Genomic DNA, 13,347 nt, shown 5'->3' with positions numbered 1-13,347 from the left:
TCGGCCTGATTCTGAGGCTCAGGGCCCCGGTTTCGTGCCCTTGAGGATCAGAACGGGATTCATCGGCGCCAGGCGGGTGCCTTCGGCCAGAGGCTGACCGCGCCAGGCCTGTTGTTGGCCTATGCGCAGCTGCAGCCCAGCCTGTTCGAGCACAGGCCGCAGTTCGGCAAGAGCTTCCACGGTGGCCAGAGGGATCACCACCACGCCGCCGGGCTTGAGGCGAGCGACCACCGCCTTCAGCAGGGCTGCCCGTTGGCGTCCGCCTCCTCCCACCAGCACGCGATCAGGATCCGGAAGCTGAGGCAGCAGCGTCAGAGCATCCCCTTCCAGCACGGAGGTCGGCGCAACGCCGAGGCGGCGGGCATTGGCCTGGATCAAGGCCCCGCCGCCGCTTCTGCGTTCGATCGCCATCAGCTGCAGCCGCGGGCGCAGGCGCAGGGCTTCCAGGCCCACACTCCCTGTTCCAGCCCCCAGATCCCAGAGCACGCCTTGCATCGGTAGGTCGAGATCCGCGAGCAGCTGAATGCGCACCTCCCGTTTGGTCATCAGCCCGGGGCGGTCGTCGTGCTGCAGGTAGTCGCCATCCTCAATCCCAAACAATGGAAGAGCCTCTGGCGAGGATGGAATGGGAGGTTGGGCCAGCAGCACAACCAGGTGCAGAGGATGAAGGTCATCTGGGCAAGGCTGGTTTGCTTCGAGGCACTGCACGCGTTCGTCGCGGTGACCGAGGGCTTCACACAGCCAGAGGCTGTAGCTCGATTCGAGTCCGCTGCCGCGCAGAGTCGCGCGGACATCCTCCACTCCTCCTCGGCCTGGATCGGTGAGCACCGCCAGGGAGGCTGGCCGTTTCTGCAACCGCTGGGCAAGAGAGCTGGGATCACGGCCGTGCAGGCTGATCCATTCGGCTCCCTGCCAGGGTCTGCCCAGGCGGGCGAAGGCCAGCTGCATGGAGGAGGGCGCTGGGTGGAAACGCAGCCGCTCGCTGCCCAGCCGCTCAATCAACACACGACCAATCCCGAACCAGAGAGGATCGCCACTGGCCAGCACCACAATCCGCAGGGTTGGCGCCAGGGGGCCGAGGGCGTCACTGAGGGCAATCGGGTCATCGCTGACCAAGCGCTGCTGGTCGTCGGCGCGACTGCCGAGCCAATCCACAAGCTGGGGCAGCAAGCGTTTTGGCGCTGCCACCAGGTCAGCGTTCTGCACCAGGCTTTGGTGCATCGGAGGTAGGGACGCAGGGGCGCCGGCGTCGGTTCCGATCACATCGATCATGACCTCATTGTGCTGAAGCCTTGCCCTGGTGACGCTGGTCCCGATCGGGCAAACCTCATGTGCAAAGTCCTGCGTTCACCGGACTCGTTTTCAAGGGCTGGCTAAACAAGAATTGTCTTGAACTTTGGCAATGCCAGTGCGCCCTATCGTCCGTCGCGGCTCCCTTGCACTCTTGGCCTCGGCCATCACGGCAGGTGTTTTGGTGACGTCCTGCGGCAAGTCGGAGGAGAGCAAGACGGCTTCGACTGGCAGCGACTGTCCGAAGGCAGCGGTGGTTCAGGAGGGCACCACGGTGACTCCGGTGACTAAAGCCAATTACGCCGTGGCGGAAACCGAAGTGATTCTGGCGGATTATGTCCGCAAGATCGCCAAGGGCACCTGCAGCGCTGGCGTTGGTGTGTTCCTCCACCAGCGCGCAGCCATGGATCCAAAGGAGCGCACCATCCTGCGCCCCAATTTCGACACCCTCTATTCCTTCGCGGTGCTCGATCTCGAGAGCCCCGCCACCGTGGTCCTGCCTGATACGGATCGCTACCAGATTCTCGAAGTCATCGATGAAGAGCATTGGATTCCACTGATCAGTGACAAACCAGGCCGTTATGAGTTGACCAAGGAGTCAGTTGGCAGTCGCTATGCCTTTGCTTTCGTACGTACGCAGGTGAATGTGCAAGATCCAGAGGATCTCAAGAAAGCAGCTGCTGCGCAGGATGGGATCAAGCTTGAGCAAGCCAAGAAAGGTGAATTTGTCTCCAAAAAGAAATACGACATGAAGGAGATCCTTGCCTTGCGTGAGGATTACAACAAGCGTCGGGAACCTGAAGGTGTGAAGTCAGAGATGGCGTTCGGAAAGAAGGGTGAATTGACAGAGGAATTGCGTAACTTTGGTGTTGCTGTTGGCTGGGGCGGCCTTCCCAAAGAGGGAGCCGTTTATCCCTTCCCCAAAGTGGTCAATTCAACTGAGCCTCACACGCTCACTTTGAAAGATGTTCCTAGTGATCCCCGTGCCTTCTGGTCAGTGACTGTCTATGACCAGAAGGGGTTTTCAACCGGTGAAAGCTATAATATTAACAGTGCGTTTGCCAAAAAGAATGAGAATGGAGAATATGTGATTCACTTGGGTGGAGATAAGAGCCAGGACAATTACCTTGATATCTATCCAGGTTGGAATGTTGCTCTGCGGATTTACTCGCCGACCGAGGCTTATTTTGATGGAAGTTGGACACCACCTCAGCTTGAGCCTGCAAAGTAATTCATTGCTTTGATATGTATTTTTGAGCTTTTCATTGCCTTGAATTCATGATCAAAAATTTTCCCAATTCCGCAGCTGCGGCCCTGCTTGGTGTCGCTCTGATCGCCGGTGGATGCGCTCAGACCAAAGCTCCCGATGCATCCTCTGATGCACAATCTGATGCAACAGCAAAAGCATCATCTCCATCGCAAGTGCTCAAGCTGGGGGATTGCCCGAAGCCTGCCGTTGAGATCCAAAGTGAAGAGGTTGTGCCCGTTACCAAGGCCAACTACGCCGCAGCAGAAACCCAAACCGTGATGGCCGCTTATGTGGGCAAAATTGCCAAGGCCACCTGCAGTGGAGGTGTTGGGGTGTTGTGGAACGACAGCAAGGCTGCTGATCCCAAGGATCGAACGGTGATCCGGATTAATTTCGATACCCTCTATTCCTGGTTGGTTCTTGATCTCAACAGCCCAGCCACGATCACATTGCCTGAAACGGGTGGTCGTTATCAGAGCGCCATGGTTGTGAATGATGAAGGATATACCTATGTGCATCAAGATCCCGGTGAATACAAGCTCACCAAGGAGGCCGTTGGCAGTCGCTATGCAACGGTGGCCTTCCGTACCGGTGTGAACATTCAGGACCCAGCTGATGTTGCGAAGGCGCAGGCCTTGCAGGCCAAGCTTGCGGTGAAGCAGGCACAAAAAGGGACCTTCATTCAGCCCAACCAATGGAATAAGGAGCAAATGCTTGCCCTGCGCGCCGACTACAACAACGAGCGCAACGAGAAGGGGATCCAGTCGGAGGCCTTGTATGGGCGGAAGGGAGTCGTTTCTCCTGAGCAGAACAATATGGGAGTCGCCGTTGGCATTGGTGGACTTCCCAAAGAGGGAGCGGTTTACCTCTTCTACACACCCACATCAACGGACCCACAGACACTCACCCTTAAAGATGTTCCTAATGGTGATAATGCCTTCTGGTCGTTGACTGTGTACGACAAGGAGGGCTTCCCCACGGGTGAGCCGTTCAATTTGAACAGTGCCTTTGCGAAAATGAATGACCAAGGTGAGGTTGTTGTTCACTTTGGTGGTGATAAAAACCAAGACAACTATCTTGCAATCTATCCAGGATGGAATGCCACCTTGCGCATCTACAAACCCAAGCCTGCCTATTTCGACGGCAGTTGGGAGCGGCCTGAATTGAAGTTAGCTCAGTAGCGGGCTGGTTTCGTTTTGGTTGAGGGCCCCTCTTGATAGGGCCCTCAGCATCAGGACTTGAATGTTGCTGATCGGTCGCGCAGGCTTGCAGTGAAGGCGACAACACAGATGCCCCAGATCACTCCTTTCACGATGATCCCACTAACGTCTTCAATCGGGTGATCAGGCCTAAAGGTAGCGCCTCTGAAGTAGGCCTCCAGATGAGCAAAGAAGGGGACAAACATTCCGCCTGCGCTGTATCCCCATGCCCCAGCGAGATACATGGAGGATTGGCTTCGTTTGGCCGTGCAGGCCGCGGCAGCCAGAAGTAACAAAATGCCTGAGCCATAGTCCTCAAGCATCGTTGTGGCGTTGATGGCGAAATAGTCGAGGCCTCGACGTGCAGTCTCGCCAAGGATGAAGATAGCTCCCATGGCATAGGCCATTGCTTGGGTTCCTTTCATGATGAAGAGAAGTACTTCTTAGGCTCAGTTTGCTCGCGCTGAACAGTTTGCGCTGGTCTTGTTTGGGAAAACTTGCGATTTTTGTCTGCACTGGTTGAGCTGCACAGATTGAACAGATGGAACAACAGAGCTTTCCTTTTAAACCATTGCCCGAATGGGATCATGATTAAACGTTCCTTGACTGACGCCTCTGGAAGTTGTCCCTAGCTTCCAAATAGTGAATTCTGTCTTCGGATGACCATGACGCGTCGGCTGAGTCCGGTTTTCAAAGGACTCTCCACTGTCACCCTTGCTGCTTTGCTCGCTGTGGGCTGTTCCAGTAAGTCTGGTGGAGGCAATCAGTCTTTGAACAAAGGCAGCGGTGATGTCCCTAAGGGGTATACATCGCCTATTCCGAAGGAGCTGATGACGCCGGATACGGTGAAAACCAGTGCCGGTACGTTCAACTTCTTTGATGGCATGCCCGATGCGGCCACTGCCAAGGCCAGCTTCGACAACCTCAAGTTCATCAGGGCTTATGAGACGTTCCTTACCTTGATGCCCGCGGCCAGCATCGAGATGTTGCGGGCTGGGCATGCCTCTCAGGGAGTGACGGATCACACCAAGGTCATGTTGATGGCCCCACTGAATTCCAACCCCCTCTTTCTCACGGGTAACACCGATACGGTGTATGGGTCTACCTTCTTCAATTTGAAGAATACAGGGCCGTTGGTGATCGAGATTCCGGCAGGTCTTGGTCCTGGCACCATCAATGATGCATTCTTCCGCTTCGTGGCTGATACCGGGGCTCCCGGGCCGGACAAGGGCAAAGGTGGTAAATATCTGATCCTCGGCCCTGACGATAAGGAGCCTGAGAATACCGATGGTTATTTCGTTTTTCGCTCTCCCAGTTACTCCAACTGGTTGATTTTAAGAGCTTTTCTCGATGATGAGGGTAAGCCAGATCAGGCTGTTGCGAACTATAAGAAAGGCCTAAGGCTCTACCCGCTTTCGCAGAAAGATGACCCTCCAGCAATGACCTTTATTCAAGGAGGTGAAGGTGTATTTAATACGGTTCATGCGAATAATTTCCACTTCTTTGAAGAGCTTGACACTGTGATTCAGCGGGAGCCGATCAACTTGCTTGATCCTGAATTAAGAGGTTTGGCGTCATCGATTGGTCTGGAAAAAGGCAAGCCTTTTGCACCCAGCGCACAGGATCGAGAACTCCTGGAGGAGGCGGTACAGGTGGGAGTGGCTTATGTGCGCGCTGACATGGGCAAACCCCGCAACCCCGAGGTTTATTTCTACGAAGGTAAGCAGTGGTTCACACCGTTTGGTGGTGGGAGCTACGAATGGTTGATTGATGGCGGTAAAGGAGGTCGGAATCTCGACGCTCGCAATAATTTCTTCTGGGGATACACCGTCAACACGCCAGCGATGGTGCTGAAGATGGTGGGTGTTGGCTCCCAGTACGGGGTGGTGGCTACAGATTCCACTGGCGCCTATCTCGATGGCAGCAAGACCTACAAATTAACGGTTGAGGCCGATGTTCCGGCGAGGGATTTCTGGTCGATGGTTGTTTATGACCCTCAGACCCGGTCTGAGCTGCAGACCGATCAGCTTCTTCCCAGCAAGAACAGCAAGCGCAATCAAGACATGGTTGTGAATGCTGACGGAACCACTGATCTCTATTTCGGCCCCTCAGCGCCGAAAGGTATGGAAGCGAATTGGATTCAAACGGTTCCTGGTAAGGGCTGGTTCGCTGTCTTCCGTCTCTATGGCCCGCTTCAACCTTGGTTCGACAAAACTTGGCAGCTCAACGACATCGAGCAGGTCAAGTGAGCCCTGTCATTCCTGAAATTTTTCCCACCTTTCGCTCTCCCATGAAACGCTTCACCCGCCTTCAGCTTGTTCTCGCTTCCGCTCTGCTCGTAGCCGGAAGTGGGGTTGTTCTCAAAGCCAACAGCCTCATTCCCAAGGGCTACAACACGCCAATCCCTGGGGATGTGTTGACGCCGGATTCGGTTCAAACCCGAATCGGCACATTCAATTATTTCGATGGTTTCCCCGATGATGAAACCATGCGCAAGGCACGCCGTCAGGTCGACCTTGGTCGTGGTGTTCAGACATTCCTGAACTTCATTCCTGCAGCATCCCTCGAGATGCTCTACGTCGGTCACCGTGATGGCTATGGCTTGAAGCCGAATCGAGACATCGGGTTGTTCGAAGAGCTGATGAGCTCCACATCCCTCTGGCTCACTGGGAACACCGACACGGTGTACGCCTCAGCCTTTTTGGATCTCAGTGAAGGTCCTGTTGTGGTTGAAGTTCCCCCGGGTACAGGGCCTGGAACTGTCAATGATGCCTTCTTCCGTTTTGTTGTTGATATGGGCGGCCCTGGTCCAGATAAAGGCAAGGGCGGCAAGTATTTGATCCTTGGCCCTGGTCAGGAAGCTCCGGCTAGCACGGAGGGCTATTTCGTGGCCAGAACCCCGAGCAAGATCAACTGGCTGATCCTTCGGGGCTTCCTCGATCAGCAAGGCAAGCCCGATACAGCAAAAGCGGCATTCATGAATGGCCTCAAGGTGTATCGCTTCGCTGAAAGGAACAACCCTCCTGCCAACACGTTCACGAACCTTACCGGTTCAGACGTGAACACGATCCATGCCAATGACTTCAAGTTCTACGAAGAACTCAATGATGTGATCCAGCGTGAGCCCTCGGAGGTGTTCTCTCCTGAACTCCTGGGGATGGCTTCAGCAATCGGTATTCAGAAAGGGAAGCTGTTTAAGCCATCGAAGGAACAAAAAGCACTGCTGACTGAAGCAGTTGCCATCGGTAATGCCACGGCACGTTCGATTCTGTTTGCTCCGCAGGATCCCAAGGCCTATATCTATCCCGGTAAAGCCGGCTACTGGCAAACCGGCTTCCCAGGCGGAAACCATGACTATGTCGTTAATGGCGGCAAAGGTGGGCGTGACATGGATGGACGCAGCCTGTTCTTCTATCTCGCCACAGTGAATACTCCGGCGATGGTGCTGGAACTTCCTGGTGTGGGTTCGCAGTACGCCTTCAGTTCTCGGGACAGTAGTGGTGCCTATCTGGATGGTTCCAAAAACTACAAACTCAACATTCCTGCCAATCCCCCTGCGAAGAGGTTCTGGTCGTTTGTTGTTTACGACCCGCAAACCCGCTCCATGTTGCAGAGCAAGGAAATGCCCTACCCCAGCAAAAACAACAAGCGCAATCCCGAGATGGCCAAGAATGCCGACGGCAGCATTGATCTGTATTTCGGCCCTGAAGCCCCTGCTGGGAAAGAGGCCAACTGGGTGAAGACGGTCCCAGGAAAGGGTTGGTTCGGCATCTTCCGTCTTTACGGCCCAGGTCAGGAGTGGTTTGACCGCTCCTGGAAGCTGGGAGCGATTGAAAAAACCTGACCATGGCAGGCATGGCTCTCCACTGACGTCATGCTCACGCTCTGACTGTTTCGCACACTTATCCAACGCAATGTCCTATGGCTCGATCTGTTGATGTGGTTGTGGTTGGCGGTGGTTTCGCCGGAATCACAGCAGCCCGTGATCTGCAAAAACGGGGTTTCAATGTGCTCGTCTTGGAAGCGCGTGACCGCTTGGGTGGGCGCACCTGGAGTGCCGATCGCAATGGCTTTCATGTCGAGCTTGGCGGCACCTGGGTGCATTGGACCCAACCCTTCGTATGGGCCGAGAAGGTGCGTTATGGCCTCGAGGTGCAGGAGACTCCAGGCTGTGTTGCTGAGCGGGTGGCGATCAAGATTGACGGCCAGGTTCAGGAGCTGCAGGAGGCGCAGTTGGGTGAATTCGTGGAGGGTTTTGAACGCTTTTTCGCTGAAGCGAAGGGCGTTTGGGAGCGTCCCTACGACGTGCACCATTGCTGGGATGCGGTGTGTGAACGTGATGGCCTGACCGTTGCTGATCGTCTGAACGCACTTGATCTCACGCCCCTGCAGCGCACCAGCATTGGCGGATTTCTGGAGATCCTCTGCATGAATCAACCGCAGAATGGCTCCTATGTGGAGATGATGCGCTGCTGGTCGCTCACCGGTTGGAATTACGAGCTGTTCAACGACACCGCCGCCCGTTACAAGTTCACGCATGGCACGGGTGCTCTGGTGGAGGCGATGGTTGCTGACGGTGGGTTTGATGTGGCCTTGAATACGCCTGTCAGATCCGTTCAGCAATCCAGTGAGGGCGTTTGTGTCACCACAGAGTCGGGGGAACAGGTGATGGCCAAACGCGCCGTGGTGACCATTCCGTTGAATGTGCTGCACAGCGTGGAGTTTGAACCACCTCTTTCTGATGTGAAGTTGGAAGCCTCCCGGCTTAAGCACGTTGGCGGTGGATACAAAGTGTTTTTTGAAGTGGAAGGTGATCCTGGTGCGGTGATGACCTTGTCGCGTTCCACTGATTCACCGCTCATCGGCAGCTTTACCTACAAACGAGGAGAACAGCACTCCGTGCTGGCTGGTTTCAGTCTGGAACCTGGAGCTCTGGACAAGTCGGTTCAGGAGTGGCAAGTGGTGCTGGAGGAGTTCATCCCCGGCGTGCAGTTGCTGTCCACCTTTGGTCACGACTGGGGAGCAGATAATCTGTCCCAAGGGAGTTGGGCGACCTACCGGCCAGGAACAATTGCTCGTTTTTCAGACGAGCTGCCGCGTCAGGAAGGCCATGTCTTCTTTGCCTCTGGCGACCATGCCCAGGGATGGCGCGGATTCATTGAAGGAGCCATTGCCAGTGGCTCCCGCACGGCTGTGACGGTGGCTGAATCAATCAAATAGCCAGCGCAGGCCTAGGTTCACGCCGCTTTGATCAACGCTGTAGGAGTTGCCACCGCCTCCGGCGTAATCGAGGCCGAAATACTTGTAGGAAAGAGAGATCTGAGCTGAGTTCCCCAGGGCATAGGCAATGCCTGCCTGGGCGGTTCCACTCAGATCCTGCTCTCCGCTCAGACCGAATCCGCCTGCATCGAGGTAGGCAAAGGCTTGCCAGTCTTCACTGATGGCATAGGTGCCAAAGACACCAATCAGTGGTTGCGCCCAGGTGTTGCCGTAACTTTCACTTGAGGATTTCTTCAGCTCACGGGTTAGCTCTCTGTTGACGCGTCGTCCCTCTACGGAGAGGGTTGATTCGTTGTTCAGCGTGAAGTTGGTGCGAATGTTGGCATCGATGATTCGGGCTCCCACCAGGCCAATGAAACTGCTGCTGCCTTTCTCCATTCGTGGTTTTTGAATCGCTCCTCCCCGGTACCGGAAGGCCAGATCGACGACTGTTTGATTGGCATCAACCTCCAAATCCAGATCGCCTTCGACGCGCAGAGTGCGTTTTCGAAGGCGACTCGGAAGATCCAGTCGGTTGCGTAAGGGGTTGCTGGTTTCGTTGTAGAAGGAAGCAGATTGGCTGTCTGACAGGCTGCCGTGGTACACACCGGCCATGAATCCGATGCGGCCGTACTCCACCTGGGCTTTAAAGGTGAGTGCCTCATCCAGTGTGTTGATGACATCCGACAGTGGAAGCGCTGAGTTCGTTCTGTTGCCATTCACCTCTGTGGTTGTGTAGGTGGTGGGCACCAAGAAGGCGTAGAGATCGAGATACACCCGCCAAGCATCTTCAAGATTCTGCTCTTCATCGCTCTCTTCACCGCTCTCCTCGTCGATGCTCTGGCTCAGGACCAATGGCGCCATGGGCATCGAGCCGATCTCCGACTCTTGCGTTGGTGAGGGCATTGGCGCTGGCATGGGCTCAGCAGCAGCGCGCAATTCAGGGATTGCAATCAATGCAATTAGAGGAAGTATGAATCTGCGCATCAACTCAAAATTACAGGTCTTAACTTAGGGATTCCTGGCAAGAGCGGCCTGCTCCGGTGATCCCGTTTGTGCAGACTATGGTGCTGTACGACCCATTCCTTGAGGCCATTGATCTAGAACTCGCCGTACTTACAAAACGATCGTGATGGCGGCATTGAAGGTTTTGGCGTTCTCGCCTCTCTGCTGGCTCGTGGCAGGAGCGTTGCTGGGTCCTTCTGTCAGCGCACAGGTCACTGACCAGCCTCTCGTCGCCGATCCGGCGGATTTTGATTTCACTCCCCTGCTTCTGACCGAAGCAACCATTGCTCAGAATGGTGCGGATCAGTCTCAGTCTGGTACAGGAAATGAGCCTGTCTCTGTGACGCCTGGAGAATCGAAGGCGAAGGAAGAAGGGTCTCTCGCCAAGGCAGCGCAGAATCCAATTGCGAGCTTGATCAGTCTTCCGATTCAATGGAATTCCACGCCTTCAACCCAGTGGGCTCCAAATGTCACAATCCCATCTCCTGATCCTTCTCTTCCCCCCTATCGCACCAACTTCAAGGCGAATCAAACGCAAAATGTTGTCAATGTGCAGCCTGTCATTCCCTTCAAGGTGAGTGAGGGGTTGACGCTGGTGACACGCACGATTGTTCCCTTCATCTCTCAGCCATGGGCTCGGGGTACATCCATTCAGTCATTGGGGGATATCAATCCCTCTGTCTTCTTCGTGCCAACCCTGAAGGGTAATTTCACCGTTGGCGTTGGGCCAACGATGGTGATTCCATCGGCAACTGACAATCGCCTTAGCTCGAAGCGTTGGAGTGCGGGGCCGACAGGTGTTCTTGTTTATACAAAGGGGCCAATTGTTGCCGGTGGTTTGATCAATAATATTTGGTCGTTTTCAGGAGAAGCTGGTCGCGATGTGAATAAGATGTTGATTCAACCTTTTCTGAATTACAACCTACCGAAGGGTTGGTACCTCACCAGCTCTCCCATCATTACTGCCAACTGGAATCAAGCTGAAAACAAAGGTTGGACTGTTCCGGTCGGGGCTGGTGTTGGTCGTGTTTTCGTTTTAGGGACGCAACCTGTGAATGCATCGCTGAGTGCCTATTACAATGCAGTCAAGCCTGAGGTAGCTGGACAAACTCTCATTGGAGATTGGACATTCCGCGCTCAGGTTCAATTCCTTTTCCCAGCGGGAGGGTGATCAAGTTGCATTCTCTTGCAATGTTTGCCTAGGGTTTTCATGGAAGAGATTTTGATAGGCCCTGGCGAAATGTCCGCGACTATAAAAATTAAAATGTTTAGCGATATCTGAAACGCTCTGAAGTGAAGCCTCGGCTCTTGCTTCTTTGTTGCGCAGCATCCAATTCGCTTGTTCGAGGCGGATGGTTTTGAAGAGCTCCATTGGACCCATGTCGAAGGTGTCTTTTGTGCCTTGGATTAGAGTACGTCTTGAGCAAAAAAGTTGTTTGCTGATGTCGTCTAGTCTTAGGTTTTCATTTCCACGATCAAATCCAAGTTGGATGAAATTTTTAACAAGTAATTGGCGTTGAGTTAGTGCAAGTGGATGATAGTTAGTATCTTTTGTGCTCGCAAGTGAGTCAAGAAAATGGCTGATTATTGAATTTCCGGTTTGTTGTGGATTGGATAGATTTGATGCTGTATTGTTGATTGACTGCTGAAGCAAGATTTTGAGTTTATGATGTTGGCTTGGGCCGATTTGAGCACTGTTGCAAAGTAGGAATTGTTCTCTTAGTTGTTCTGCATCGCATTGCTTTAGAATGGAATTGATTCTGTTGGCTGACGTGATTACGAAATAAGTTGTTGAATTTGCTGTAAGTTGAAAATGTGACTCCTTTAGGTTTGCTTTGAATCCGTTAATTGAGTATTTGGGTACGGCTACGGCATGTGTTTTGTGGTCGTCGGCCACTCCTGATGATTCCAGGCAGAAGCTCATGAAATCGGGCCCGCGATCTCCATTCAGCAGCAAGCATTGATTGCTGCTGATTTCAAGAATGGTGATCGAATTGAAATTGGTGCAACTGATTCGGCCCGCTAATCGCCCTTGGCTCAGTTGAATTGCCTCATAGGCTTTGCCGAGGCGCTTCAAGTGGGAGGCCAGTTCGCTTGCTGATCGGAAGGAGGCAGACCAGGCAAACGATTGATGTCGCGGGAAGCCTATGGCCTTCGCGATCTGTCCCTTACGGCTCATTTGCTCGCCGTTTGTTAGATTTATGCATAATTTATCTACTTTTAAGCCTGCTCTCCGGCTGGAGTGTCAATTTTTTGAATGCACCCTTTCCAGCGTTGTTCCGATCAGCTTGTTGCCGGGGGATGCATCAGGCCTTCGGTCCTGATCCAGGCGCTCCGTCTCTATGAGCCCCACTGGCGTTGTGGGTTGAATGGTGTGATCCCCGTTCTCTCTGGATTGGTGCTCGAGCCTTTGGCATGGCTCCAGGCTGCACTGTATGCCAGGCGATTAGCGCAGATTCAGCCTCCGAATGATCCTGTTGTTGTGATCGGACATTGGCGCAGTGGTACCACCTACCTGCATCAGCTGCTGGCGTCGGATCCGGCTGCGGCCACGGCGAGGAATGCGTTCACTGTGGCTCCGCAGGTGGCCCTCCTTTTGAAGCCTTTGATCGTGGGCTTCTTGAATCGGGTCATGAGCGTGCATCGTCCAATCGATGCGGTGCCTTGGTCGGCGCTGGATCCACAGGAGGACGAACTCGGTTTGGTCCGACTCACGTTGGACACCAACATGGCCGGAGTGGCGTTCCCACGTTGTTACCCCAGGTGTTTTCGCCGTTATGTGCTGGCCTCCACGGCAGCCTTCAAGCGTGAGCTTGCGCGGTTCACCAAGCTCACCTGGCTGCATGACGGGGCTGGGAAGACCCATCTCGTGATTAAAAATTCAGCCCATACAGCGCGTGTTCCCTTGCTCTTGCAGTTGTATCCCAATGCTCGTTTTGTGTTGCTCAAGCGCGATCCAATCGCGTCGATTCGCTCCCTGGTGCAGGTGAAGCAGCGCTTGGGGGGGCTGATGGGGTTTCAGGCTGTGCCTGATCAGGTGCAACAGGTTGAGGAAACCGTGGCCGCCCACGCCGAGCTGATGGCCGCCTTTGAGGCGTCCCGCGCGCAGATCCCTCCTGGGCAGTTGGTGGAGGTGGCCTACACCGATCTGATGGCATCACCCATCACAACCGTTGAGAGGATTTATCGAGACCTTGGAATCGCTGGCTGGCAGCAGGCCCGATCTTCAATTCAGGCGCGAGTGGCCCAGGCGGTGAACTATCGCCCCTCCCCCGTGCAGTTGAATCCCGCGGCGGAGCAGCGGTTGCAGGAGCTGATCGCCCAACAACCGCCGCATTCCTGAAC

Annotated in this window: 11 protein-coding genes; 7 read left to right on the top strand and 4 right to left on the bottom strand. The window is 54.4% G+C overall.

Translation table 11 applies throughout. The features are described from left to right. Positions 1-18 precede the first annotated feature (18 nt). Positions 19-1,272, bottom strand: coding sequence for a precorrin-6y C5,15-methyltransferase (decarboxylating) subunit CbiE (gene cbiE / locus SynMEDNS5_RS08645; protein WP_186583003.1), 1,254 nt, complete (start codon positions 1,270-1,272; stop codon positions 19-21). Between the two features lie 130 nt (positions 1,273-1,402). Here cbiE and SynMEDNS5_RS08640 point away from each other — a divergent pair, with 130 nt between their 5' ends. Together SynMEDNS5_RS08640 and SynMEDNS5_RS08635 are read left to right on the top strand one after the other, a co-directional pair. After that, a complete protein-coding gene (locus SynMEDNS5_RS08640; RefSeq protein WP_186583002.1) occupies positions 1,403-2,521 on the top strand; it encodes a DUF1254 domain-containing protein in 1,119 nt (372 codons plus the stop codon). Positions 2,522-2,568: 47 nt separating this feature from the next. Continuing rightward, positions 2,569-3,720 (top strand): DUF1254 domain-containing protein, encoded by a 1,152-nt coding sequence (locus SynMEDNS5_RS08635; protein ID WP_255440097.1) that lies wholly within the window; start codon positions 2,569-2,571, stop codon positions 3,718-3,720. Between the two features lie 50 nt (positions 3,721-3,770). Here the strand turns inward: SynMEDNS5_RS08635 and SynMEDNS5_RS08630 are convergent, their stop codons facing one another. Further along, positions 3,771-4,163, bottom strand: a complete 393-nt coding sequence (locus SynMEDNS5_RS08630) for a hypothetical protein (RefSeq protein WP_186583001.1) — start codon at positions 4,161-4,163, stop codon at positions 3,771-3,773. A 240-nt stretch (positions 4,164-4,403) separates the two neighbouring features. Here SynMEDNS5_RS08630 and SynMEDNS5_RS08625 point away from each other — a divergent pair, with 240 nt between their 5' ends. The 3 genes from SynMEDNS5_RS08625 to SynMEDNS5_RS08615 all read left to right on the top strand — a co-directional run bounded on the left by SynMEDNS5_RS08625 (position 4,404) and on the right by SynMEDNS5_RS08615 (position 8,958). After that, positions 4,404-5,987: a DUF1254 domain-containing protein gene (locus SynMEDNS5_RS08625; RefSeq protein WP_370593516.1), complete on the top strand. Its 1,584-nt coding sequence runs from the start codon at positions 4,404-4,406 to the stop codon at positions 5,985-5,987. Between the two features lie 41 nt (positions 5,988-6,028). After that, positions 6,029-7,582 (top strand): DUF1254 domain-containing protein, encoded by a 1,554-nt coding sequence (locus tag SynMEDNS5_RS08620; RefSeq protein ID WP_186582999.1) that lies wholly within the window; start codon positions 6,029-6,031, stop codon positions 7,580-7,582. 77 nt (positions 7,583-7,659) lie between these two features. After that, positions 7,660-8,958, top strand: coding sequence for an NAD(P)/FAD-dependent oxidoreductase (locus tag SynMEDNS5_RS08615; protein WP_186582998.1), 1,299 nt, complete (start codon positions 7,660-7,662; stop codon positions 8,956-8,958). Here SynMEDNS5_RS08615 and SynMEDNS5_RS08610 read toward each other — a convergent pair. Beyond that, positions 8,947-9,903, bottom strand: coding sequence for an outer membrane protein (locus SynMEDNS5_RS08610; RefSeq protein ID WP_255440096.1), 957 nt, complete (start codon positions 9,901-9,903; stop codon positions 8,947-8,949). The two genes, SynMEDNS5_RS08615 and SynMEDNS5_RS08610, sit on opposite strands and share 12 nt — an antisense overlap. Before the next feature lie 226 nt (positions 9,904-10,129). Between SynMEDNS5_RS08610 and SynMEDNS5_RS08605 the strand changes: the two genes are divergently transcribed. Next, on the top strand, positions 10,130-11,173 hold the full coding sequence (locus tag SynMEDNS5_RS08605; RefSeq protein WP_186582996.1) for a neuromedin U: 1,044 nt from the start codon (positions 10,130-10,132) through the stop codon (positions 11,171-11,173). Here SynMEDNS5_RS08605 and SynMEDNS5_RS08600 read toward each other — a convergent pair whose 3' ends face one another. Then, positions 11,174-12,181 (bottom strand): helix-turn-helix domain-containing protein, encoded by a 1,008-nt coding sequence (locus SynMEDNS5_RS08600; protein WP_186582995.1) that lies wholly within the window; start codon positions 12,179-12,181, stop codon positions 11,174-11,176. 78 nt (positions 12,182-12,259) lie between these two features. On the opposite strand from SynMEDNS5_RS08600, the gene SynMEDNS5_RS08595 reads away from it, so the two are divergent. After that, positions 12,260-13,345, top strand: a complete 1,086-nt coding sequence (locus SynMEDNS5_RS08595) for a sulfotransferase (protein WP_186582994.1) — start codon at positions 12,260-12,262, stop codon at positions 13,343-13,345. The last annotated feature ends 2 nt before the right edge of the window (positions 13,346-13,347 follow it).

The sequence above is a fragment of the Synechococcus sp. MEDNS5 genome, assembly GCF_014279875.1.
In the GTDB taxonomy this organism is placed as follows: Bacteria; Cyanobacteriota; Cyanobacteriia; order PCC-6307; family Cyanobiaceae; genus Synechococcus_C.
This window is presented reverse-complemented; position numbering and strand designations above follow the sequence as displayed.